The 21,711-nt window shown below is 65.4% G+C and carries 29 protein-coding genes; 21 read left to right on the plus strand and 8 right to left on the minus strand.

Features of this window, described 5'->3' with window-relative positions; all coding sequences use genetic code 11:
• Positions 1–7 precede the first annotated feature (7 nt).
• On the plus strand, positions 8–520 hold the full coding sequence (locus ACRCUN_RS06165; protein ID WP_462140743.1) for a hypothetical protein: 513 nt from the start codon (positions 8–10) through the stop codon (positions 518–520).
• On the opposite strand, the gene ACRCUN_RS06170 is transcribed toward ACRCUN_RS06165, so the two are convergent.
• From ACRCUN_RS06170 to ACRCUN_RS06190, 5 genes are all read right to left on the minus strand, one after another.
• Positions 517–1,950 carry a hypothetical protein gene (locus tag ACRCUN_RS06170; protein ID WP_462140744.1) on the minus strand — a complete coding sequence of 478 codons (1,434 nt, stop codon included), beginning with the start codon at positions 1,948–1,950 and terminating at the stop codon, positions 517–519. The genes ACRCUN_RS06165 and ACRCUN_RS06170 overlap by 4 nt on opposite strands.
• Positions 1,947–2,225, minus strand: coding sequence for a hypothetical protein (locus tag ACRCUN_RS06175; RefSeq protein WP_462140745.1), 279 nt, complete (start codon positions 2,223–2,225; stop codon positions 1,947–1,949). The genes ACRCUN_RS06170 and ACRCUN_RS06175 overlap by 4 nt, the downstream gene beginning before the upstream one ends.
• 352 nt (positions 2,226–2,577) lie before the next feature.
• Positions 2,578–2,829 (minus strand): hypothetical protein, encoded by a 252-nt coding sequence (locus ACRCUN_RS06180; RefSeq protein ID WP_462140746.1) that lies wholly within the window; start codon positions 2,827–2,829, stop codon positions 2,578–2,580.
• Between the two features lie 71 nt (positions 2,830–2,900).
• Complete coding sequence (locus ACRCUN_RS06185; protein ID WP_462140747.1) at positions 2,901–3,551, minus strand: hypothetical protein; 651 nt, start codon at positions 3,549–3,551, stop codon at positions 2,901–2,903.
• Complete coding sequence (locus tag ACRCUN_RS06190; protein WP_462140748.1) at positions 3,548–4,189, minus strand: hypothetical protein; 642 nt, start codon at positions 4,187–4,189, stop codon at positions 3,548–3,550. The genes ACRCUN_RS06185 and ACRCUN_RS06190 overlap by 4 nt, the downstream gene beginning before the upstream one ends.
• A 343-nt stretch (positions 4,190–4,532) precedes the next feature.
• Here ACRCUN_RS06190 and ACRCUN_RS06195 point away from each other — a divergent pair, with 343 nt between their 5' ends.
• Entirely contained in the window at positions 4,533–4,718 is a 186-nt protein-coding gene (locus ACRCUN_RS06195) for a hypothetical protein (protein WP_462140749.1), read from the plus strand.
• Positions 4,719–4,771: 53 nt separating this feature from the next.
• Here ACRCUN_RS06195 and ACRCUN_RS06200 read toward each other — a convergent pair whose 3' ends face one another.
• On the minus strand, positions 4,772–5,080 hold the full coding sequence (locus ACRCUN_RS06200; protein WP_462140750.1) for a hypothetical protein: 309 nt from the start codon (positions 5,078–5,080) through the stop codon (positions 4,772–4,774).
• Positions 5,081–5,116: 36 nt separating this feature from the next.
• Entirely contained in the window at positions 5,117–5,437 is a 321-nt protein-coding gene (locus ACRCUN_RS06205) for a hypothetical protein (RefSeq protein WP_462140751.1), read from the minus strand.
• A gap of 100 nt (positions 5,438–5,537) precedes the next feature.
• Here ACRCUN_RS06205 and ACRCUN_RS06210 point away from each other — a divergent pair, with 100 nt between their 5' ends.
• Complete coding sequence (locus ACRCUN_RS06210; RefSeq protein ID WP_462140752.1) at positions 5,538–7,046, plus strand: terminase large subunit domain-containing protein; 1,509 nt, start codon at positions 5,538–5,540, stop codon at positions 7,044–7,046.
• A gap of 76 nt (positions 7,047–7,122) precedes the next feature.
• Here the strand turns inward: ACRCUN_RS06210 and ACRCUN_RS06215 are convergent, their stop codons facing one another.
• A complete protein-coding gene (locus tag ACRCUN_RS06215) occupies positions 7,123–7,389 on the minus strand; it encodes a hypothetical protein (protein WP_462140753.1) in 267 nt (88 codons plus the stop codon).
• A 412-nt stretch (positions 7,390–7,801) separates the two neighbouring features.
• On the opposite strand from ACRCUN_RS06215, the gene ACRCUN_RS06220 reads away from it, so the two are divergent.
• The 18 genes from ACRCUN_RS06220 (at position 7,802) to ACRCUN_RS06305 (ending at position 21,698) form a co-directional block, all read left to right on the plus strand.
• A complete protein-coding gene (locus ACRCUN_RS06220; protein WP_462140754.1) occupies positions 7,802–8,332 on the plus strand; it encodes a hypothetical protein in 531 nt (176 codons plus the stop codon).
• Between the two features lie 52 nt (positions 8,333–8,384).
• Positions 8,385–8,792 carry a DUF1360 domain-containing protein gene (locus ACRCUN_RS06225; RefSeq protein ID WP_462140755.1) on the plus strand — a complete coding sequence of 136 codons (408 nt, stop codon included), beginning with the start codon at positions 8,385–8,387 and terminating at the stop codon, positions 8,790–8,792.
• A gap of 27 nt (positions 8,793–8,819) precedes the next feature.
• On the plus strand, positions 8,820–10,724 hold the full coding sequence (locus tag ACRCUN_RS06230; protein WP_462140756.1) for a hypothetical protein: 1,905 nt from the start codon (positions 8,820–8,822) through the stop codon (positions 10,722–10,724).
• A complete protein-coding gene (locus ACRCUN_RS06235; protein ID WP_462140757.1) occupies positions 10,725–13,142 on the plus strand; it encodes a putative phage head morphogenesis protein in 2,418 nt (805 codons plus the stop codon). It abuts the gene before it with no gap.
• Positions 13,142–13,327 carry a DUF7196 family protein gene (locus ACRCUN_RS06240; protein WP_462140758.1) on the plus strand — a complete coding sequence of 62 codons (186 nt, stop codon included), beginning with the start codon at positions 13,142–13,144 and terminating at the stop codon, positions 13,325–13,327. Before ACRCUN_RS06235 ends, ACRCUN_RS06240 begins: the two co-directional genes overlap by 1 nt.
• 164 nt (positions 13,328–13,491) lie before the next feature.
• Positions 13,492–15,288, plus strand: coding sequence for a major capsid protein (locus ACRCUN_RS06245; RefSeq protein WP_462140759.1), 1,797 nt, complete (start codon positions 13,492–13,494; stop codon positions 15,286–15,288).
• 101 nt (positions 15,289–15,389) lie between these two features.
• Entirely contained in the window at positions 15,390–16,166 is a 777-nt protein-coding gene (locus ACRCUN_RS06250) for a hypothetical protein (RefSeq protein WP_462140760.1), read from the plus strand.
• 11 nt (positions 16,167–16,177) lie between these two features.
• Positions 16,178–16,660 carry a hypothetical protein gene (locus tag ACRCUN_RS06255; protein ID WP_462140761.1) on the plus strand — a complete coding sequence of 161 codons (483 nt, stop codon included), beginning with the start codon at positions 16,178–16,180 and terminating at the stop codon, positions 16,658–16,660.
• Entirely contained in the window at positions 16,657–16,875 is a 219-nt protein-coding gene (locus tag ACRCUN_RS06260; RefSeq protein WP_462140762.1) for a hypothetical protein, read from the plus strand. Before ACRCUN_RS06255 ends, ACRCUN_RS06260 begins: the two co-directional genes overlap by 4 nt.
• Positions 16,872–17,192, plus strand: coding sequence for a hypothetical protein (locus ACRCUN_RS06265; protein WP_462140763.1), 321 nt, complete (start codon positions 16,872–16,874; stop codon positions 17,190–17,192). The genes ACRCUN_RS06260 and ACRCUN_RS06265 overlap by 4 nt, the downstream gene beginning before the upstream one ends.
• Positions 17,189–17,422: a DUF7620 family protein gene (locus tag ACRCUN_RS06270; RefSeq protein ID WP_462140764.1), complete on the plus strand. Its 234-nt coding sequence runs from the start codon at positions 17,189–17,191 to the stop codon at positions 17,420–17,422. The genes ACRCUN_RS06265 and ACRCUN_RS06270 overlap by 4 nt, the downstream gene beginning before the upstream one ends.
• Positions 17,422–17,817 carry a putative phage holin gene (locus ACRCUN_RS06275; protein ID WP_462140765.1) on the plus strand — a complete coding sequence of 132 codons (396 nt, stop codon included), beginning with the start codon at positions 17,422–17,424 and terminating at the stop codon, positions 17,815–17,817. The genes ACRCUN_RS06270 and ACRCUN_RS06275 overlap by 1 nt, the downstream gene beginning before the upstream one ends.
• Positions 17,818–17,908: 91 nt before the next feature.
• Positions 17,909–18,967, plus strand: a complete 1,059-nt coding sequence (locus ACRCUN_RS06280) for a hypothetical protein (protein WP_462140766.1) — start codon at positions 17,909–17,911, stop codon at positions 18,965–18,967.
• Between the two features lie 84 nt (positions 18,968–19,051).
• The gene (locus tag ACRCUN_RS06285) at positions 19,052–19,795 is read left to right on the plus strand and encodes a hypothetical protein (RefSeq protein ID WP_462140767.1); all 744 of its coding nucleotides are present in this window, start codon (positions 19,052–19,054) and stop codon (positions 19,793–19,795) included.
• Positions 19,792–20,337 carry a hypothetical protein gene (locus ACRCUN_RS06290; protein ID WP_462140768.1) on the plus strand — a complete coding sequence of 182 codons (546 nt, stop codon included), beginning with the start codon at positions 19,792–19,794 and terminating at the stop codon, positions 20,335–20,337. The genes ACRCUN_RS06285 and ACRCUN_RS06290 overlap by 4 nt, the downstream gene beginning before the upstream one ends.
• Positions 20,338–20,386: 49 nt before the next feature.
• Positions 20,387–20,710 carry a hypothetical protein gene (locus ACRCUN_RS06295; protein ID WP_462140769.1) on the plus strand — a complete coding sequence of 108 codons (324 nt, stop codon included), beginning with the start codon at positions 20,387–20,389 and terminating at the stop codon, positions 20,708–20,710.
• Positions 20,697–21,101, plus strand: a complete 405-nt coding sequence (locus ACRCUN_RS06300) for a hypothetical protein (RefSeq protein WP_462140770.1) — start codon at positions 20,697–20,699, stop codon at positions 21,099–21,101. The genes ACRCUN_RS06295 and ACRCUN_RS06300 overlap by 14 nt, the downstream gene beginning before the upstream one ends.
• Positions 21,102–21,140: 39 nt before the next feature.
• Positions 21,141–21,698, plus strand: a complete 558-nt coding sequence (locus ACRCUN_RS06305) for a hypothetical protein (RefSeq protein ID WP_462140771.1) — start codon at positions 21,141–21,143, stop codon at positions 21,696–21,698.
• Positions 21,699–21,711 lie beyond the last annotated feature (13 nt).

Below are 21,711 nucleotides of genomic sequence, written 5' to 3' on the forward strand. Positions count from 1 at the left end.
GATTGACATGGGCGTTCCGACACACGTGATGGTGTTTTCCAGCGGCAGCGCATCGGAGAAGGACGGTGGCTCAAGCCGCCTTCAGTTCGTCAGCCCGCTACGCCGTTTGAACGGCGCTGAGCGCTGGTTCCTGCTGTTCTACCCGCTTCCGGCCGGGAAGGGCTACCAGGACGTCCGCAACGAGGCCACCGAGCAGTACATCCAGGCCGCCGGAAGCGCCGAAGCCATGGCTCTAGAGATTCGCAAACCTGGCGGTGAGCAGTGGGGCGCCGACTGGGTCCGCTACGTCATCGGACATCAACACGACGGAACCCCGCCGCTTGACGTGGCGATCGAGTTGCCCAAGGCCACCCAGATGGTCAGCCGCCCCGAGGTATTCGAGGCCGAGGAGGCGGGCGACATTTTCTTCGCGTACTACAAGACCGGCGACATCCCACCGGGCTACGTGCTACGTCCAGTGGAGGGCTACACGGCCGGCGGCGACCTCATCGACTTGCGGGGCGCCGCCGCGCAACGTTAGGCGGTGCTGCTCGGGTCGACCCTGCCTTCCCGCCGCATCTGTTCGAGGATTGCCTGGCCTGCCACTCGCAGCCCGGGATCGTCGCTGTTGATCATTTCTTGAGGGGTCAATTGCGTGCCCCACCCCGGGTAGTTGGGAGCGTTCGTGGGCGCGGGGCTCACGGGCACGGTGCCCTCGGCGTGCACGCCACCGAAATCTCCGGCACCGGAATCGGTGAGTGCGGGCGGCAGGGCCGGGCCGGGAACTTTCGCCTCGGCGCCGCCACCTGTGTCGGCGCCGCCGGATTCGGTGGGTTCGTCTGACTCGGCAGGCGCGTCGTCCCATCCCTCGGGCGGGTGAGCCAAGTCGGTACCCACGATTCTGACTTCGCGTCCGTCGACGACGGCCGTCGCGGGTCTCTCCGGTGAGACGGCCCCGTCGAATCGCTTCTGGTCAGGCGTCCGATCCACGCCCTCGTGGGTCTTGGCCTCGATGCCGATGTACTCGTCGGGGTTGTCGGTGGGCTCGAGGGCGTCGTAGTAGCGGCCTTGGGGCTTGCCGGTCTTGCGGTTATTCACATCTGGATGGGTCGCCTTTACCTGTCTGCGATCGAGTGTGATGCCGGTTTCTTCCTCGCGTTTGTCGAGTGCTGCCTTTTCCGCGGCCTTGCCGTCGACGGAGTTGTCGTCGCGGTAGGTGCCGTCCCTGTTCCGGTTGGGGTAGTCCGGGTGTTGGGATTTCGGTCCATCGTCGGCCGGCGTATCGGGGTCTCCGGTTTCGCTGTCCGCGTCGGGATCGTCTGCGTCTCCGGTCTCGGTGTCCTCGCCAGTGTCGGTCTCGGGCGCCGGATCCTCGGTCTCGTTGTCCACGAACTGGACGGTGCCGTCACGCCCGTCGCCCTCGCCGTCGAAGCGGATCCCTTCGAGCTCGGCGGCTTTCGTCTGCAGCCGCTCCCCGACGAGGGTGTCGGCCTGGACCAGGCGTTCGGCGTACCAGCGAATGTCCTCGGCGTGTTCGGTGGCGGCGGTTTGGCGCGCGGCTATGGAGTCGCGGTCGACTGTGCGGGTGTCGGTCACCGTGAGGTCTTCGCCGACCTTGAACCCGTCGTTTTCGGCCGCGGTGATCGCGTCGAGCGCCTCACGCTTGGCGGCCCGTACGTCGTGGCTGCCATTCTCGGCGATGTTGGCGGCCTCGTCTTGAACGGAGGTCTGACGGCGTACTACCGCGGTGTCGGCCGTCACCCGATTCAGCGCCGCGTCCTTGGCGTCGCCTTCCCACGTCGTGCCGCCTGGGGCGATGATGCTCTGGCGGTGCTCGTCGAATAGCGCGACGGACTGCGTGCCCATGCTCCGCAGCTGCGTGGCTGCGTCGTCGAGGTGTTGGGTTGGCCACTCTTCGATCTCCGACCGGCTGGGCAGCGCGTTGGCCAGGCCGGGAGCGGCAGGGCTCACACGCTCACCGTGGTGATGGCGTCGGCGCCGTCGGAGTCGATGGTGTCGTAGCTGGCACCGCTCACGGTGAGGTCGCTGGCCTGGCCGCTGATCCGGCCGGATTGACGGCCGCGGACGGACTGGGCGGCGGCCATGATTGCGGCGACGCCGGCGTGGCTCGGTGTCGTGCCGGGCACGCCTTCGACGCTGCTGGTGGACAGCTCGGCGGCGGCGGCGTCGCTGCTGGCCGCGGCGGCGCGTAGGCCGCTGGCTTCTACTTCGAGTTCGTTTGCCATGCCAATCCCCCAACTGGCCAACTTCCTGGTGGTGAGCGTACCTCAGCGTTGCTGGGGGCGTCGCCGCTCATTTGTCACCTGTGCCCTGAGCTCATATCTTGCGGGATACGCCGGTCGTGAGTGATTCGCCCCACGGTATGAGGCGTTCCTCGATGAGCTGCGCGCTGTGGACGTTGTTCGACGAATGGACGGACAACCGGTGATGGTTGTTCCGATCAGACGCGGTCGTGTTTCAGCCGTTGGCAGAGCAGGCAGCCCGTGGCGTTGTCAGGACTGCGATGCGCCCCAACTGCTTCTATTCAGGCCAAACAGGTAGGGGGTAGTTGACCCAGCGCAGCGCCGGAGGGTGGCGTCAACTGACGTCCCCTGGTGGTCCGGGGCCTTGTTTGTTGAAGGTGATTCCCAGCAGCGCTGGCCATGCAAGACCGATCTGCCACGCCAGTTGGTGAGACGTGATCAGGGTGTCACCTTGTGACCACGCTAGGACACCGCCGAGGAAGGCGCTGCCAACGACGCCGACCCAGAAAGTGAAGGTCTTGAAGCGTCTCGGCGTCTTGTACTTCCCAGCGAATTGGCGCTGCAGGATCAACGCGACGTTGGCCACGACCTGTGTCGTCAGGCCCCCCACCGCGCCCCATAGGAAAACGGATGCCGTGCCCTCGACCCCGAACACCGCTAGAAGTCGTCGTCCATCGCTGAGAAGCCCAGGATGGCCTTGAGTCGCCCTAGCCGCTCCTGCCTTGTTGGCCCTTTTTTGGTGAGGCGGTACCAGTCTGGGTAACGCTTTTCTTGTCCAAGGGGCCGCCGCACGCGGCTTTCACCTAACTGGTTGAGTTCTTGTTGCACAGCTTCTCTTGTGACGCCAAGCTCGTCAGCGAGGGAGACAACGGTACGAAAATCAGTTGTCGACGCGTCGAGCGCTTTCAAAATGCGCCCTGATAGATCGGGGTCGGCAACATCCAACGGTTCGTTCCGCGGGAAGTGACGACGAAGTAGTTCCGCAACGCGAGAGGAATCAGACTCCGACACTTTCAGTACGTCGAGGCGCGCAGCCATCACTTGTGCGAGCGCCGCCGCTGCGCTTTTCGTCGGCGCGATGGCACGAATGTCAGCCGTAACCTGGCCTCGTCCCCAGCCGAAGATGCCCCGCCGTGAACCGATAACCCAGTAAGCGCCGCTGGGATCATCAAAATGCAGTTTGTCAAAATGCAGTTTGTCGTCGGGCCAAGCCGCAACCGTCACAGGCTCTTCGGGCGCGGGCGGATCTTCCATGACGGCGTCTGCAACACCACGGCGGTCGTCAGCAGGCCAGCACTTCATGCTCATTCGTCGTCCTCCAGTGGCTGCAGGACGACAACGCTAGCTGTTTCGACCAGGCTCTGCGAGGCTTTATCTTTCTTCAAGGCTCTCTCTATCTGCGCTTTGAGTTTCTCGAGGTCATGGACATCGAGAGCAAAGTGGGACTCGTGGCGCTCACCGTCGCCTGCGGTGTAAGTAAAGCGGAGCGTGTGGTTGACAATCGCTGCGCGGATACCTGGGTTTTCCTCGTCGTCATCAAACACTGGCCGAATATCCGAGAGGATGCGAGTGTCAGTTACGATGCGTTCGTATTCATTTCGCAGCGTCAGAGCCTTGGCATATCGCTGGATGGTGGCATTGTTCAGTAAGGCCGTAATCCCCATGCCGGCGTCTTCTACACCGAACGAATTCGTCAGTACTTCCACCAAGGCGTCGCTTGAGATACGGAACCGACGCCCTGCAGCCATGAGCGACATAAGGGAAGTAAAGGCCGTGCGGCCATCAACGTCGTGTTTCCCGAGGAGATCTGCGACGCTATTGAAGGAACCATCAGACGCGTCGATGGCCGTCGACAGCTCTTTGCCATCAGCGGTCCCGAGCTTCAGCAGCCCAACCAGAGCATCACGATCTCCGTCAGGAATCCGAAGGCTTGGCAGAGCGCTCACCACCTCTCAGACGACGCATTATCAATGCCAGAGGCTTCAGGCTACGCACATGGTAGGTGAGGCTGCCACCTGGCTAGCTGGGGTTTTACGGTGATCGTCGGTGATTCGGCCTACGGATGGAGCGTAACTCACAAAAGGCTAGGCCAGGGGATTTCCTCACTATTCACACCAGTCACTTCGGTGTGAGAGATAACTGCTGTTCCTCTGCACCTCCAGCGGCCATCGGTACGCCAGCTCTCTGAGCTGTGCTCAGGTTGTCGGAGTTTTCGTGCGGGTTGTGCGGGTTTGTCGTTACGGTTTCGTCGCCGTCAAATCGGCGGTGACCATTGGAGAGGGGAAAATTATGGCGAGCACAGCTGAGGCGGAGGAAGCGGCCAAGGTTGCACTGTTGGAGTCGATCAAGGCGTCGGCGGAGGGCACGAGAGTCGCGTCGTACTTGAAGGATTTGGCGTTCGCGTACGCGTTGACGGTTGGCGCGAAGTGGGGCCAGTTGCCAGGCGGCGGCATTGACGTGGACGTTTCGAATTAGGTCCAGCCGAGAGGGGGCAGGCCGGTTGTGGCCTGCCCCCTCTCGCGTTGGTGTCAGCCATTCGCGCCGACCGGGTGGCGTTCGAAGTACTCGACGAGCGCTTTACGGACCAGTTCGGACTCGTTGCGTTCGGCTCCGACCTTGACGCGGCGTTTCATTTCGCCGCGGATCGGGTCGGGCAGCCGGACGGGCAGTGCGGGGGTTTTGCCTGTGCTGTCAGCGTCTTTGGCAGGTCGGCCCATGCGGAGTGCGGCGGGTCCGGGTTCGATGCGGATGGCTTCGTCGGCGCGGGGTGGTTCGTCGGTGTAGCTGCGGGCCATTTCTTCGTAGTCGGCTGCCGTGGGCCGGCGCTTGGCGGTCATGGTGTGTCTCCTGTCTGGTGGGCTGGGTGTCGGGGGTTACCGGCGGGGGCCGATGTAGCGGCGCTGGGGCGCGAAGTCGGGGGTGAGGTAGACCTCGAGGTTGTACTCAGCGACGACGACCGGGCGGAGCATCATCGCGTGGAAGACGGTGGCGACAGCAGGGTCGATGAGGTCGGCGATCACCTCCAGATGCGGTTCGTTGTCGGCCGGGCGTCCGATGTGCAGGACGGGCGCGGTGGCGATGTCGGTGCGGCGGGGGGTGAGGATGACGCGGGCGGAGGGGTAGGTGAGGACGGTGCGGATCTCGGTGTCGGTGATGCTGTGCCAGGTGGCCGGGGGGAGGATGTCGATCCGCACGTCTTAAGTGTAATACACATACTGCGAAAAGTGCAATACACATTTTCGACGGTACTCCGCTCAGTCTTGGAGTGCATCCCAGGCTGACAACCTCGCCGCCATGTCGGCCGCGATCCAGACGCTCACCGCCATCAGGCATGTGCGGGCAATGCGCGCCAAGCGTCGGCCGGGCTCACCCGCAGAGCTGGCGCGGCTGCTGGACCCGAAGTTCCGTGTGACGCCGACGATTCGGCTGCTGTCCGATATCGCGGTCCGATCGGTGACTCAGCCAGATGAGCGTGATGCGGTGTCGACGCCGCCGCGGACAGGTAAGTCGCGCCTGCTGGCGATCTGGACGTCGGTGTGGGCGTTGATGGAGAACCCAGACCTCGAGATTGTGATCGTGTCCTACAGCGACGAGCTCGCGCAGGCGCATTCGCGTGAGGTCCGCAAGATCATCAACGAGCACTCCGAGTTCCTCGGCTACCGGCTCGCTCGGGACAAGACGGCGGTGGGTCAGTGGCGCGTGGAGGGCCACGAGGGTGGCCTGCTTGCGACGGGCATCAACTCCGGTGTGACGGGCTTCGGTGCCGATCTGATGGTCATCGATGACCCGGTGAAGGATGCGGCGGAGGCGGATTCGAAGGCGCATCGCAAGCGCGTCCTGAACGAATTCCAGGGCACGCTGTCTACGCGTGTTCATCCGGGCGGTTCGATCCTGCTGGTGATGACGCGTTGGCATGAGGAGGATCTGGCCGGCGCGCTGCTGAAATTGGAGCCGGAACGGTGGCGGCGCACCAACATTCCCGCCGTGTCCGATCCGAAGATCCCGGACGCGTTGAGACGGCCGCCGGGTGTGGCGATGATCTCGGCGTTGGGTTTCACGGCCGAGCATTTCGCTGCATTGCGCCGGACCGTTGGTGAGCGCGTGTGGTTCGCCCTATATTGCGGGGAGCCGAAGTCCCCGGCGGGCGGCCTGGTCAAGCAGAAGTGGTTGGACGATTGGCGATTGCCGGTCGCACCTGCGCGGCCGGTGTTCACGGTGGTCGCGGTCGACCCGTCGGACTCGGGTGAGGGCGACTCGTGTGGTCTGGTGGCGACGTCGCTGACCGCCAACGGGGTGACGGCCATGATCGCGGACCGGTCAGCGCCGATGACGTCGGACGAATGGGCACGCGAGTCGGTGAAGCTGGCGATCGCGGTCGGGGCCAGTCAGATCACCGTGGAGGGGTTCGCGGCGAGGGAAACCTACACGCGGGTGGTCAAGGATGCGATTACTAGGGCGGTCGAGCGCGGCGACCTGAACCGAGATCTCACTGTGACGGCGTGGCCGCCGAAGGGCCGCCCGCGGGTGGGTGATGCGGTCGCGCGGTCGGCCGCGCTGCTGCAGGCGCTCGAGGTCGGCAACTGCCGCCTGGCCGGGCACTTCCCGGATTTCGAGGCCCGGGCGATCGCGTGGCAGGCGGGCCAGCATCAACCGGACTCGTTGGCGGCGTTGGTGATCGGACACGATGAGTGTGCGCACTCGGCCGGGCTGGAGTGGGATTTGGCCTCACCCGTCGACGTGCCGCAACAGCCGCAGGGCGGTTCAGTGACGTCGATGGAGTGGTGGCGGCAGCAGGCCGGCTGACAGTGACCCTACGTGCGGCGCGACGACATCCCGTCCATGGGCCGCGGGTCGCGCGGAGATGGGTGACTGGCCACTGTTATCTCGTGGCCTCGACGTGTTCAGCGATGCGGTTGACAGTTTCGACCTGTTGGTTCGTGACCTTGCCGAGAGTGTCCAGGCCACCGTTCAACAGGTGCGTGCTGTTGGCGATCAACATTTGCGTGTAGGCGATCGAGACGAGCGCCTGTGCTGAGGCATAGGCAATCTGGTCTGCCGGTTTAAGGCCAGTGGCGTCGACACCGGCCAAAATGCCGTTAGCCAGCGCGGCCTTCTCACTTGCTTTGTCATAGAGATGCTCAGTCATAGATTCCAACCTAATTCCGGTTCGGATGCTGTCAGCGCACAAATTTCGTCGAGAAGGCGATCCGCAGCGGCGGTGGACCGCACGGGTGCACGGTCAGCAGCACACGCGACCCGATAGGTGGCCAGGACGCGCAACTCGGCGTCGATGTCCTCGATGTCCCTCACACGATGTTTTGACGCGGCTCGGATCGAATCGGTTCCCTGTATTCAGGATTCTGAGTTCGCAGGTTTCGTGACCAGGATCACCTGCACCGTAACGGTTTAGCTGACTGTTAGCTGGGCTGCTATCAAGATGCGCCGGTTGTGCTTACGGTGTGGCTCGTGAGGTTGCTGCCGGTCGACTGGGTATCAGTTGGCTTCGCTGTGACCATGGCGACCGTGCTCGTGTTCGCGATCGCGACCGGGTGGCACCCGTGACGGCTCCGCAGCGGTGGGAACCCGACGACCAAATGGTGGCCGCCGTGCTGTCAATGCCGAAAGCCTCCCGCAAGATGACCGAGCTGTCTGACCCGGATCGGGCGTGGCTCGTCGCCGGGCTCACGCTGGCCGGCATGACGGCCGAGGATATCGCGGAGCGGACGAGTTGTTCTCGGCGGCTGGTGATGTCGATCCGCGCCGAGGACATGACGCAGGTGTGCAAGGTCGCGCAGAAGCAGACGGGGGAGATCGGCGACGAGCTCCGCGCTGAACGGTGCCAGCACGCGGTGACGCGCCGCGAACTCTCCGACGCGAGAGCCGAAACTGAGCGGCTGCGTGCGCAACTCGATCAGCTCGTCGACGCGCACATGGCCGGCACGCTGACGTTGTTCCGGTGCGGGCATCCGCGAGTTCGGTACAACATCTACGAGCACGGCGGGAAGTCGTATTGCCGTCAGTGCCGCACAGATCGGCAGGCTGTTCGACGCGCGAACCGGTCGCTGACCTGCGCTGCTGTCAACAATTGACTTCAATTGCGGGCGGGATCGGTTTCACCCCTTGGTCATAGCGTCCGCGGTCATGAACCATAGCCTCGGATTGACCGTTCTGATCCTCGTCGTCTACGTGCTCGCCGTCGCGCGATTGACTCGCCTCATCAACTACGACACCGTGCTGGATCCGTTGCGGCTGTGGATCGCTCGGCGCGCCGAGACGGCGCGGACGGCGGCCGAAGAGGCGGAGCTGAACAGTCAGCCGACGCAGTCGGCCATCTACTTGCGGGCGATGGCCCGGTGGAACTCGCTGGCGGAGTTCTTGGAATGCCCATGGTGTGTGGGCTGGTGGGTCGCGCTGGCCGGTGCGGTGCCGGTCGTTTATGTGCTCGGTTGGTCGTGGTGGGCGCTCGTGCCGGTCGCGCTCGCAGCGTCGTATCTCGTCGGGTTGGCCGCCCCGCTGTCGGCGGACGAGATGGAGATTGAGCAGGGGTAAACACCCAGCTTGGCTACCGTCCCCGTCGTGGCAGCTCCCGGATTGCGCGTCGTCAGGCGGCGTAAAGGCTCAGCGTTGGTCGCTTCCGCCGCGCCGCGCGCATTGACTGCGGCCAGCGCGCCCGTCAATGATCCGGCGCAGATCTTTCGTGCCGGTTCGAGCATGACGGGTCGGCGTGACAACTGGCAGGACGAAGCGTGGAAGCATTTCCGCTGCGTCGGGGAGCTGCGTTACTACGTCGGCTGGCGGGCAAGTTCGTGCTCACGTGCCCGGTTGGTGGCGTCGGAGATCGATCCCGATACCGGGGAGCCGACTGGCGGCATCGCCGAAGACAACGCGGAGGGTCTGCGGTTCGCTGAGATCGTCCGCAAGATCGCAGGCGGGCCGCTTGGGCAGGCGGAGCTGATTGGCCGCACCACCGAGGCTCTGACCGTGCCAGGTGAGCTGTGGATCGCGATCCTGATGCGCAAGGAAGGCCGCGGGGTTCGTGAGCGCGTGGTGGAAAAGTGGTATGCCGTCACCCGCAAACAGATCGAGATGGGCACCCGATCCAACAGCGTCGTGATCAAGCTGCCAGACGGGTCCAAGCACACGTTCGACGCGGGCGCCGGGGACAGCATGTTCCGCGTGTGGAACCCGGATGCGGAGGATGCGGCCGAGCCCGATTCGCCTGTGCGGGCGTGCCTGGATCCGTTGCGTGAAATCGTCCGGACGACCAAGAAGATTGCCAACGCGGACAATTCACGTCTGCTGAACAACGGCATCCTGTTCGTTCCGTCGGAGGCTTCGCTGCCTGATTCGCAGGCCCCTACGTCAGCGGACAAGCCCGGGCCGGCCGTGCCGCAGCCGCAACGCAGGGTCGCGACCAAGCTGCAGGACATGATCGTTCAGGTCGGACAGGAGGCCGCTAAGAACGAAAACAGCATGGCGGCATTGGTCCCGATCGTCGCGGCCGCACCGGGTGAGCACCTGGCGAAGATCAGCCACCTGGAGTTCGGTAAGGACGTCACCAAGGTAGCGATCGAGACCCGCAACGACGCGATCGCGCGCCTGGCGATGGGACTGGATATGTCGCCGGAGCGACTGCTCGGGCTCAGCACCGGCAACCACTGGTCGGCAAGGACGATCAGCGATGAGGACGTGCAGCTGCACGTCGTTCCGGTGCTCAAGAAGATCTGCCAGGCGTTCTACGACAGCGCGTTACGCAACGTGCTCGAGGACGAGGGTATTGACCCCGACAAGTACACCCTGTGGTTCGACGTCAGCGATCTGACCGCCGATCCCGATCTGACCGATGAAGCCAAGGATGCACATGAGAAGGGCGGTCTCACGACCGAAGGGTTGGTGCGGATCTATGGGCTGCCTGACGATTCGATGTACGACCTGACGACGTTCGAGGGCTATCAGCAGTTGGCTCGCGACAAACTGGCGAAGGCTGAGCCAGCGGTCGCCGCGCAGTTGCTGCGCGAGTGGATGCCGCTGTTGGATCCGTCGATTCAGGCGCTCGAGTTCCCGGAGCCGACGCAGGCGTTGCCGCCAGGCCAGGACCAAGACGACGACGAGTCGAGTGCTGACGAGGATGAACCTGATACTGAGGATGATGAGCCTTCTGGCCAGCATGCTGGTCGTGGCGGCATCGAACTTGCGGTGGTGGATCTGCTGGTCGGCCGCGCGCTGGAGTTGGCCGGCAAGCGGCGCCGCACCCGGTCCGACGTAGATCGGTTGCGGCATGTTCCGATTCACCAGACACACCGCTATATGGGCCCAGTCGACGAGGGCGAGGTGTCGCGACTCATCAAGGGTTGGGATGAGGTTTTCAACGACGAGTTCGCCGCACAGCACGGCGTCGATCCGGAGCGGGTTCGCGCCGCTGTGAAGCGCCGCGTGCAGCGCGAGTTGACCGCCCAGGTTGTCGATGGGCAGGTGATCTGAGTGTTCTGGCCGGGCCGCGGCGAATCACTCGACCGCACAATCCAAGCCGAAGCGGCGATCAGTGACTTGTACGCCGAGACTCTGCGCCGCTGGGCGCCCGACGCTCAGGCAGCGGTTCTGCCGGCGCTCACCGCGGCGGCGTTGCCGCCAGACCCGGCTGCGATGACGCAGGCGCAGAGAGTGTGGGACCAGCACGCCGAAGAGATCATCGTCGCGGGCCTCGCGATTCTCTGGGCTGCGGCCGTGTACGAGGTCGCGTCGGACCTCGGCGGCGGTGTGATCGACACTGTCACACCCGATCTCGATTCCGTGGTGCTGGGGATCGTGCTGGCGTCGCTGGCGCTGACGCGTGACGAGGTCGCCGCGGCGGTCGGATACGTCGACGCCACACCGGCGTTGGCGGCGGCCCGCGACGATTTCCTGGCCGCGAAGCGCGAAACCATCGCCACAACCCCGACGCTGGTGCGCGCCAAGGTTGAAGCCGCTCTCAACGAGCCGACACTGACCATGTCGGTGACACCGGAGGACCGGCCCGAAGTGTTGCGCGCCCGGGCCGCGGAAGTGATGCAACCAGCATCGCCGGAGATGCGCGACGTCGCCCGCAACGAGGGCTACCAGGCGGCCGAGGTGATGAACCACGCGGTGATCGCGGCCGCGCAACTGTCGGAGGACGCCGACGAACTGGAGAAAACGTGGATCTGCACGATCGACGGGAAGACCCGGCCGACGCATTGGGCGGCTGATGGTCAGCGGGTTCCGCTCAACGGGCACTTCACCGTTGGCGGTGAGCAGTTGTTTGTGCCGGGTGACCGGTCTGCGTCGGCGGCGGAGTGGAAGAACTGCCGGTGCCGCGTTGGCGTGCTGGCGCGCGATGAGGACCTGCCGGACGAGGTGGACCGGCACACCGAACGGCTGAACGGCCGCGACAGCGTGGCGATCAACCGCAACGGGCGCACCCAGGCAGAGGAAATTGAGCGGCGAGAAGAGGCGGGCAATGTGCGGGCCCGTGACACCGACGACGGAATTGGACGTGTGGCGTCCGGCGGCTGGGCCGCACCGAGTGATCAGGAGATGAGCATGGCTGGCGAAGACACCGAGGTTGAGACGTTCCTGACGTTCAGCGGTTACATCGGCAAGTTGGGTGTGTCGACGTCGGACCGGCGAATACTGGCCGCCGACATTGACCTCACGATGCGGGAGTTCCCGCACCCGATGGCGTGGCAGAAGCAGGCGGTGGGTGGGCACTACGACAGCTACACCGTCGGCGTCGTCGAGGAAGCGAAGATCGACGGCGACCGGGTGTGGGCGTCCGGGTATTTCCTGAATTCGCCGGAGGCTGAGGAAGCGGCCGACCAGGTGAAGCATCAGGTTTCGGCGCCGAGCTTGGACCTGGCCGCGGCCGAGTACATCTTCACCGACGAAAACGGCAAGGAAATCGAGGGCGACCTGTTCGACTGGTGGGAGGAAAACGGCGAGCCGTACACCTATTTCACCGCGGCAGAGGTCACGGGGTTCACGCTGGTGCAAACCCCCGCGTTCGATGGCATCGACATCACGCTGGGGGAGCGCGAAACTCGCGATCTCGCAGTGGTCGCGTCCGTCGTCGCCAGTGTCGACGGGCCGCGCGTCAAGACGTACGATCCGGCGCTGTTCGAGGATCCGAAGCTGACTCGGCCCACCGCGCCGACGATGAACAACGACACCGGCCGCATCTACGGACACCTCGCCGAATGGGGGCAACCGTACCGCGGCGGGAACGGTGAGCTGACCCCGCGTAACCGCAACGGCTATGCGAACTTCCACACCAGCCAAGTTCAGCTCGACAACGGCAAGCAACTGTCCGTCGGCCGGCTCACCGTTGAGGGCGGCCACGCCCCGACGACGCGCGGGGTGACGATGGCGACGGCCCGCGCTCACTACGACAACGTGTGCACCGCGTTTGGACTGGTACGCGTCGGCGAGGACCAGTTCGGCATTTGGTTCTCCGGTGTGCCGGCGCCGGGTGTGGATCCCGAGGTGTTTCAGATGGGCATGACGGCGCCACTGTCGGGTGACTGGCGCGACGAGGGCCGCGGCTTGGACATGATCGCTGCGCACGCAGTGAACACGCCGGGCTTCCCGATCTACTCCGCGGTTACCGGGCCGGCCGGTCAGGACATTGCTCTGGTCGCCAGCCTCGGGCCGTCGCGAAAGTCGAAGACGACCGGCGGTGGGTTCACCCTCGATCGGGAGTCACTCAAGACGCTGCTGACCGAGGTCGTCGAGACCGTGGACCGGCGTCGCGCCGACCAGCACGCCGCGCTCGCGCATCAGACGCGCGCCGACGCAGCGTTCGCGCGCGCCCGTGACGCCGTTGGTGATCCGCCGCCGCAGCCGACTCCGGGCGAGCGGATCGAACAACTGCTGGAGCGTGCCTGATGGCGTGCTCGTGCCGAGGCGCTAAGCGTGCGGGGGACACGACGTCGGGCGGGGCGACGATTAAGGGGTTCCGCTACACCGCGCCGGACAAGACGGTGCAGGTGTTCGACAGCCTGTTGAAGGCGAAGGAAGCGCAGCGCCGCAACGGCGGCGGCACCATCAAGCAGCTCATCAACGGCGTATAAGCCGAACCAAGCAGGCCCCCGGTTGCACGCCGGGGGCCGCTTCACGTCTACGGGTGTGCACGCCATGTCTCTACGTTCTGCGGCCAGAGAGTTCCTGCTGGCTGCGGGCCGGGGAGCGATCGGACAACAGGACACACAACGCATCCGAGACAGGAGCAACTGCAGTGAAATTCAAGCTGCCCGATCCGCTGCCCGCCACCGTCGCCGAACTCGACGAGCTCGCAACCAAGGCAACAGCCGAGATCAACGTTTTCCAGGCCCGCCGCGCAGCCGGTGATGAGTTCACCGCCGACGAGGTGGCCGAGCTCGAGTACCTGCTCGATTCGCGCGACACCGTCACCGAGAAGCGCGAAACCCTCGCAGCCGCCGACCAGGCCGACGCGGAAAAGCTGAACGGCCTGTTCGACCGGGTTGCCGCCAAGAAGCCCGAAGCGGAGGCCGACGACGCCGAGACCACCGACGACGGCGACGATTCCGGTGACGCTGACGACGACGGCGGCGCGGCCGCCGAGGTCGTCGCCGAAGCCGAACAGGTCGCCGCTGAGGCTGCCGAGCAGCCCGAAGCCGTAGCCGCCAGCGCAAGCAAGCCCGTCAGCTTCGTCAACGCGACCAAGGGCAAGAACGATCTGCCCGGCCCCGCCCCGACGGGTGAGAAGCCCAAGGGTTGGGAGTTGGTGCAGTCGGCGCCGAAGTACACCGAGTTCGCGCTGGACCGCGAGGGACGCGCCCAGAAGGTCGGTTTCGCTGAGATCGCCCAGTCGATCGCATCGGTCGGCCAGGGGTCGGTGTCGGGTCGTCAGCGGACCGGCACCAGCCCGGACGGCAACTACGCCACTCAGGCAGTCGCCCGACTGTCCCGGCCGCAGCCCGAGGGCCCGGTGCCCGCGAACGAACACGAGATGTACGAGGCGATCCAGAAGATCGGCCGCGAGATCCCCGGCCACGGCGCAGTGTCAGCGAAGGCGCTCGTCGCGGCTGGCGGCTGGTGCGCACCGTCGCAGCAGATCTACACGTTCTGCGCCATTCCCCCGGCCAGTGATCTGCTGTCGCTGCCGGACGCCCCGTTCGACTTCTCTCGCGGTGGTGTCCGTGTTCCGGTGAACCCCGACATGTCGGCGCTGCTGGACGACGTGTGGCACTTCACCGAGACCCAGCTGGAAGCTGTTGACGGCAGCGGTAACCCGACCGCCCTCAAGCCCATCATCGAACTGCCTTGCCCCGACGAGTTCCTCGAGTGGCGGCTGGAAGCGATCGGTTGGGCCGCCAAAGCGGGAATCCTGCAGCGGCAGGCATGGCCGGAGGCGATCGAGAACGCGCTCGAGCAGATCCAGGTCGCTCACCAGCACCGCGTCTCGCAGATCTCCATCGGCAAGATGGTGGCCGGATCGGGCACTCCCATTGTGGTGCCGGCGGATTCGGTGCTTGGCGCCACCAGTTCGGTGCTGAACGGGTTGGCGCTGCAGGCTGCGAACCTGCGGTACAACAAGGGACTCAAGGGCGACGCCACTATCGAAGGTGTTGCGCCGGTGTGGTTCCGCGAGGTGGTGCGTGCTGACCTCGCGTTGATGGAAGGCAAGGAGACCAAGGCTGTCTCCAACGCCGAGATCGACAACTGGCTGGCCGTGCGGGACATCTACCTGCAGTACGTGGTGGACTGGCAGACCCGCGGCGCTGGCCAGCCGGGCAACATGGCCACAGTGGTCTACCCGGCCACGGTCAATGTGCTGCTGTTCCCGGCCGGAACGTGGTTCCGGACGCTGAACAACATCATCACGCTCGGTGTCCAGTACCCGCTGCAGCAGTTGGTCCTCAACCAGTACACCCACATCTTCACCGAGGACTCGCTGCAGGTGGCCAAGCGCTGCGATCAGTCGATCAACGTGCAGTTGCCGATCTGCGTGTCGGGTGCTGTCGGTGCTCGCCAGCTGGTGGCGTGCAACACGCCGGCTGAAACCCCGTAGGGCCGGCGCCGAGCATCGCATTGGACGAGGCAGGCGGGGGTGAATCCCCGAGGCGAAAGGTTCACGCCCGCCTGCCTTCCCAGTAGAGAGGACCACACCCAATGACCGCAGCACTGTCCCCGATAGTGTTTGACGCCCCGCTGGTCAACCCCGCACCGAATGGGCTGGTCGTCGCCACCCAGTGGACTGACGACCCGGGGCCGCTGCGTTGGCTGCCGTCGGGCGTGGACTTTCGTGTCTTCAACTACGGCGGTGGCACCGCGTTCGGTGTGTGGATTGCGCCGTGGTGCGCCGCTGAAAGCGATCTCACCCCGACCGACATCAAAGACGGTGAGCGGCCGGAGTTTCCGAATACCTTCGTTGCGCTCACCACGTGGGCCGTCGACGAATGCGACCTGCTGCGGCGGAGCCGCGACGAGGTCCGCACCCGTGCGCAGCAGGTGCATCGCCTGCAGGAACCGAACCAAATCGAGAAGACGCTGGCGACCCGAATGCTGACAGACGCCGGCACTCTCGACACCGCGAGCGACATCGTCGGCGCTGTCGCGCACATCGAGGGACTCTTCGCGAAGACCAGCACGCTGGGGTTCATTCACGCTTCGGCGGAGTGGGCGGCGTCGGCGGCGCAGGCCAACCTGATCCGCTACAACAGCGGCAAGTTGGTTTCCCCGCTGGGCCACACGTGGGTGTTCGGCGGCGGTTACGTCGACGCGCTGGGCGACACGCTCGTGGCCACGAGCCCGACCTACGGCTGGCGCGGCCCGGTGGAGACCCGCGACGCGCCCAGCATGGACGTCAACGAATTCAAGGCGATCACCGAGCGGTCGCTGGTCGTCGGCTACGAGGCGCTGATCGGCGCTGTGGACATCACAGGATAGGAGACGGGCTGATGCCTGAAGGTGTGGACGTTGTGGTTGAAGATGGTTTCGCCACGATCGATTTCGTTGATAAGAGCAAGCGCGGACCGGGTCTGGCGAAGCTGCTGGAGGTCGGCACGCCGCCGGATGCGATCGAGAAGGTGACGCGGCCGCGGGTTCTCTACACGGTGCCGGAAGGCAACGCCCGCGAGGCCGGCCTGCTCGATGAGGCCGATATTCCGGACGCGATCGCCGGCACCACCGAAATCCCCGACGGCGATCCGGTGCCCGCCCCGACATTCGTTGAGGGTGGTCCTCTGCCAGATGGTTCGGTGCCGGTGCTGAGCACGTCGGGTGAAGACGTTCTGCCGAAGGCGTGGCCGGACGGCGAGCCGAGCGACGAATGGAAGCGCCCCGAACTCGATGCCTACGCCAAGTCGAAAGGCATTGACCCCAGCGCACTGCCGAACAAGGACGCAGTGCTCGACGCTATCCGAAAGGCCGAGCAGCCATGAAGATTGGTAAGTACACGGTCAGCCAGGTCCGTAAGGGCATCGTCGCTGCCACGGCCGCGGTGGGAACGCTCGCGACGTCGGCGGTCGAGACGTTCACCACCTGGATTCCACAGGGGTGGGCCGGGCCGATCGCTTCCGGTATCGCGTTTGTCGGCGCGGTCGGTGTGTATCTGACCAAGAACGCGCCGCTGATTGACGCTGCTGACGAGCTGTGAATGGCGTCTGGAATCCAGCGCTGTGGGATGACTTCGGTGTAGTCGGTCTCGTGGTCGCGATGGCCTTCCTGCTGTTCTTGTCGCTGCAACGCGGCTGGCTGGTCCTCGGGATTCACCATCGCGAGATTGTCGACGCGAAGAACCGTGAACTCGCGGCGCGGGACCGTGAGATCGAAGCGAACCGTTCCCGAGCCGACAAAGACGTCGAGACCATTCGCACGCTCAGCCAGACGGTTCTGGAGAAGAACGCAATGGAGGAGGCAACGACTCGGCTGCTCGGGTCGGTGCGGGAACTGGCGTCAGGGGGCGGTCGATGAAGTGGCCGTGGCAGGTGACGCGACGCGACGTTGAAGAGGCCAATCAAGCAGCGGCCGAAGCTGTCCGGCGGGCAAAGGCCGCTGACCGGCAGGACCAGGCGGCCGAATTCCGACGCAAGGCGTCAGAGCAGCTACGCGCTCAATCCCTCAGTGTGACGGCCCGTTTGCGCCGCGAGACCGAAAAGAACGGCTGGACAGAACTACTCCAGCACGCAATGGGAGGACGTTGATGCGCTGGGCGTACGGGTTGGCTGTCGCGTGTATCGTCGCGTTCCTGCTCGCTGACGTGTGGTTCGAGATCGATTACCAGTTCTGGGCGGACGTATCGCTGTTGGCGGTCGCCGTGCTGGTGCTGATCTTCACGGCGCAGTATCTCGGTCGGTCACGTTGGTGGACGAACCGGATCGGCAAGGTGTACTTGACGAAGTCGGTGGTGTTGTCGCTGGTGCTCGTTCAGATCGCGGTAGCGCTGTGGTGGGATACCGACTATCCGTTCCGGCAACACATTCGCTTCGCGATCTATGCGCTCTGCGCTGTCGCGTACGTGCCGATGATCGCCACTCTGTGGCGCGAGCAGCAACGTGACCGGCGGCGCCGCAGCAGCGTCAACCACGACCGTCCCTGACGGTGCACCCGCGCCTCTTACTGTCCGAACTGCCTCGGGAGAACTGAACCGAATCGGCGCGCCGCGCCACTAGCAGGAGGACAGCCAGCACATGGCGTTTTCATGGGTCAAGGGCTACGCGCTTCGCGTGACCAAGACGGACAAGTGCGGTAAGCCCCTGCAGGGCCCCGCGAACCGAATCGTTACCGACGGATTTATCCGGGTGGGCCTGAACCCGAACATGAAGCAGGCCAACGAGCTGACGCAGGAGAACGCCGCCGGCAAGGAATGCGTCTCCGACCGCACTCCGCCGGAGCGCCGTTGGTGGGACGTCTCGCTCCAGTTGTGCGGCGTCGACCCCGACCTGCTCGCGATCATCGCCAGCTGGACGCGTGTGCTGGACTACGACGGCAACCCGATCGGCGTGCTTGACCGTAAGTCGGTCGACACCACCTTGGGTGCCATGTTCGAGTTGTGGACCGGTGGTGAGGGCGACGACGATTGCCCCATCCCCGAAGACGACTCGATCTTCTCGGCGACCGCGGGCGGCACCCAGTACGGCTATCTGGCGTTCCTCGCAACGGAGTTCGTGTCCGACGCCGTGAACGTGGCGGCCGAGGTGGGCACGTTCACCTACAACGGCCGGACCATCGAGCCCAAGCACTGGGGTCGCGGCCCGTACAACGTGGCCGCCATCGACAGCTCCGGCACCCCCGGCCGTCTGCTCGTCCCGATCTATAACCCGGTCGACGAAAACCACATCGCGCTGTTCCGCACCCCCATCGCACCGCCGGAGCCGACGAACGGTGCTTGCGAACTCGCGATCCAGTCGATCTTCACCGGCCCGGGCAACTCGTACTTCGGTCCGACCGCGGCCGATGTGGCTCCGCCGCAGCCGATCTGCAACGGCAAGGTGTACGACGTCGACGTGACCGGCACGGGCAACTGGACCGCGCTGGTCGGCACCGAGGAAACCGCCAACGTCGCGCACACGGCGCTGCCGACCGCGTTGCAGTCGGCGATCGAGGCGCTGCCCAACGTCGAGGTCGGGCAGGTGCAGGTCGCTGGCACGGCGGGCAACTACACCGTCACGCTGGACCCGTCGCTGCCCGCGCTCACCGCGGACGGCACCGGCCTGACGGGCGGCACCGTCACCGTCACGCCGGCGTAGTCGCAGACGAACGGATCGCCTCGGGTGGACTGACCCCGGGGCGATTCGTCGTTGTGAGCACCCCGAATTCGTACCGTGTGCGGTGTGAGCTGCACATGGCCTGTCGACCGCGGGTGTCTGCCGGACCTGCCGCCGATCGGTGACGATCCGGAGAACCCGACACCGGAGTACCTCGCCGCGCTGGCCCGCCGCAACGCCGCCGAGGACATCGCGATTCATGTGCTGTGGGCGCTGTCCGGCCGCCAGTTCGGTACGTGCGAGACGACCGTGCGGCCTTGCCCGTCGTACTCCCAGGGCTTCGGCTACGGCCCATTCGTGCTGACTCTGGACGCCGGACACTGGGTGAACTGGCCGTGCGGCTGCATCGGCAGTTGCTCGGTGTCGGGCCCGCGGGTGGTGCATCTGCCTGGCCCGGTCGACGCGATCGTGGCGGTGACGATCAACGGCGCGGCGCTCGACGCGTCGAGCTACCAGTTGGAGGGAAACGCGCTGTACCGCAAGGGCGGCGGATCGTGGCCGCGGCAGGACCTCGGCCGGCCGCTCGGCGAGCCCGGCACCTGGGCGGTGACGTACACGCTCGGCTATCCGGTCCCGCCCGGCGTCGACAAGCTCACCGGCCAGTTGGCCCGCGAGTTCATCGCGGCCTGCGACGACGACGGCGAATGCCGGTTGCCGCGAACGTTGGTAGCCACGCAGCGGCGCGGTGTCAGCCACCAGTTCGATCCGTCGAAGATCCTGACGGCCGGCAAGACTGGACTCACCGAAGTCGACCTGTGGTTGTCTGCGGTCAATCCGCATAAGCTCCAGCAGAATGCGGAGGTCCTGTGATTCCACACGACCCGGCCTCCGACATCGTCAACGCGTTCATCACCGCGATGAAAGCGGCGTTCAACCCGAACGACAAGGTGCAGGCGCCGCTCGGCGGCGGCTCTACCGATGTTCGGTTCTTCGCCAGCGACGGCGCCCTGCCGATGTCCGTTTGGGATCCGGAGAGTGGTGGCTTGACGATCGGGTGCAAGGGGCCGCTGCTGTGGGTTCGAGTTGACCGCCGCTACCGCAGCCGCCCGCGGGATTTTCCGTCTGCGTTCGTCGGCGACGGCGATTGCAAGGCAGCCGATGTGAAGCGCGCTGTGGCCGTCGAGGTCGGTGTGGCGCGGTGCTCGGACATGTCAGCGACACCGAAGTGGCCGGTGCTGGAGCGTGAGGCCGAGATAAGCCTGGATGATTCGTGGCGCATCGAGCTGGCGCTGTGCATGGCTGCCACGGCATTGGCGAAGAACGACCATGCAGTGGCCACCGATACCATCGCGCCGCTGGGCCCCGAAGGTGGGCTGATCGCGTGGACCGGCATGGCCTACGTGTCGTTCTAAGAATGGGAGAGGCGTTGTGGCACATCATGTAACGATCGAGGGAACTTCGATGCCGAGCGATCGGCTCGCTCGGGGGAAGCGCGCGACGGTCGAGGTGACCGACGAGATCCGCAAGCTCGTGCAGATCGGCGCCGTGGCGGTGGTGGCTGGCAATCTCGATGATCCGGATGCCGCCGCCTACGACGGTTCGGAGGCCGAGCCTGCCGATCACACCGGTGTGACGGAGAACGATCCCAGCGGCGTGTCACCGCTGCCGACTGGTGATTTCGCGCCGGCCGACGAGCCGCAGACCGTCGAGGCGCAGGACGGCGAGCCCGCAGGCGACGAACCGAAGGCACGCCGCAGCCGGGCGCGGTCCAGTGGCGACAGTTAGAGCGCACGTCACGCTCGATGAGCGTGAACTCAACGACCAGTCCCGGGTGTTCCTGCGACGTCGTATGGCGTCGCTGCAGCGTCGGACCGCGAACCAGGCACGCGCTGATGTGCCCGTGCGCACGGGCAACCTGGGTCGCACGATCGGTGAAGGCCCGATCGCGTTCACCGGGCCGCGCACAGTATCGGGCAGCGTGCACGCCACGGCGGACTACGCGCTGTACGTCCACGAGGGCAGCCGCCCGCATCTGATCCGGCCGCGGCGGGCGAAGGCGCTGCGTTTCCAGATCGGTGGCCGCACGGTGTTCGCCCGCCTCGTGCGGCACCCAGGAGTGCGGGCCAGGCCGTTCCTGCGGAACGCCGCCGAGCGAGTCGCGGCCCGCGAACGCTGACCGGACGGGTTTGCACCACCGCTGCGCACGATGCTCCGCATGACTGTTTTCGCCTCGGACGGAACCGAAGTAACCGAACCCGCTGAACCCGCGACCACCGCTGATCCCGCCCCGCCGGCCGCCGAACCGGACGACGTGGTCGAGCCTGAAGTGGTCGCGGTAGCCGACGCACTGCCCGCGGTGCGCGACGACCACGTTCACGACGCAGAAGTCGTCAACGAAGACGAGCCCGCCGACGACGCGGGCGAGTGGGTGCACGAATCGTCGTGGAATCACGACTGGCTGGAGTACAAGGGCGACAAGCTCGCCATCCGCGTGCCGCACCAGAACGCGCTCACGGCGCTGTTCCAAGCCGGCCAGGCGTGCACACCGGAATTCCAGTTGAAGCTGACGCAGAAGTTCGTCAAGAGCCATCTCTCCCAGGAGAGCATCGAGCGGGTGTTAGAGCGCATGTCCGACCCTGACGACGAGCAGTATGCGGGCGTCGACGGCGTGTGGAATGACCTGCTGAAGACCATCGTCGATATCGGTGGTAAGCGCGCGATCAAGGATGCTGAGGCGCTGGCTGCGGTGCAGAACGGCAAAGCCAAGTCGTAGCACCCTGTCTCGC

It is taken from the genome of Mycobacterium venezuelense, from assembly GCF_054919535.1.

Bases quoted from the DNA above. Each gene is read 5' to 3' on its own strand.
- ACRCUN_RS06165 (WP_462140743.1), top strand. From the start codon at position 8: ATGGGCGTTCCGACACACGTGATGGTGTTTTCCAGCGGCAGCGCATCG.
- ACRCUN_RS06175 (WP_462140745.1), bottom strand. From the start codon at position 2,225: ATGGCAAACGAACTCGAAGTAGAAGCCAGCGGCCTACGCGCCGCCGCG.
- ACRCUN_RS06185 (WP_462140747.1), bottom strand. From the start codon at position 3,551: ATGAGCATGAAGTGCTGGCCTGCTGACGACCGCCGTGGTGTTGCAGAC.
- ACRCUN_RS06195 (WP_462140749.1), top strand. From the start codon at position 4,533: ATGGCGAGCACAGCTGAGGCGGAGGAAGCGGCCAAGGTTGCACTGTTG.
- ACRCUN_RS06200 (WP_462140750.1), bottom strand. From the start codon at position 5,080: ATGACCGCCAAGCGCCGGCCCACGGCAGCCGACTACGAAGAAATGGCC.
- ACRCUN_RS06210 (WP_462140752.1), top strand. From the start codon at position 5,538: ATGTCGGCCGCGATCCAGACGCTCACCGCCATCAGGCATGTGCGGGCA.
- ACRCUN_RS06215 (WP_462140753.1), bottom strand. From the start codon at position 7,389: ATGACTGAGCATCTCTATGACAAAGCAAGTGAGAAGGCCGCGCTGGCT.
- ACRCUN_RS06225 (WP_462140755.1), top strand. From the start codon at position 8,385: ATGAACCATAGCCTCGGATTGACCGTTCTGATCCTCGTCGTCTACGTG.
- ACRCUN_RS06240 (WP_462140758.1), top strand. From the start codon at position 13,142: ATGGCGTGCTCGTGCCGAGGCGCTAAGCGTGCGGGGGACACGACGTCG.
- ACRCUN_RS06250 (WP_462140760.1), top strand. From the start codon at position 15,390: ATGACCGCAGCACTGTCCCCGATAGTGTTTGACGCCCCGCTGGTCAAC.
- ACRCUN_RS06255 (WP_462140761.1), top strand. From the start codon at position 16,178: ATGCCTGAAGGTGTGGACGTTGTGGTTGAAGATGGTTTCGCCACGATC.
- ACRCUN_RS06260 (WP_462140762.1), top strand. From the start codon at position 16,657: ATGAAGATTGGTAAGTACACGGTCAGCCAGGTCCGTAAGGGCATCGTC.
- ACRCUN_RS06270 (WP_462140764.1), top strand. From the start codon at position 17,189: ATGAAGTGGCCGTGGCAGGTGACGCGACGCGACGTTGAAGAGGCCAAT.
- ACRCUN_RS06275 (WP_462140765.1), top strand. From the start codon at position 17,422: ATGCGCTGGGCGTACGGGTTGGCTGTCGCGTGTATCGTCGCGTTCCTG.
- ACRCUN_RS06280 (WP_462140766.1), top strand. From the start codon at position 17,909: ATGGCGTTTTCATGGGTCAAGGGCTACGCGCTTCGCGTGACCAAGACG.
- ACRCUN_RS06295 (WP_462140769.1), top strand. From the start codon at position 20,387: ATGCCGAGCGATCGGCTCGCTCGGGGGAAGCGCGCGACGGTCGAGGTG.
- ACRCUN_RS06305 (WP_462140771.1), top strand. From the start codon at position 21,141: ATGACTGTTTTCGCCTCGGACGGAACCGAAGTAACCGAACCCGCTGAA.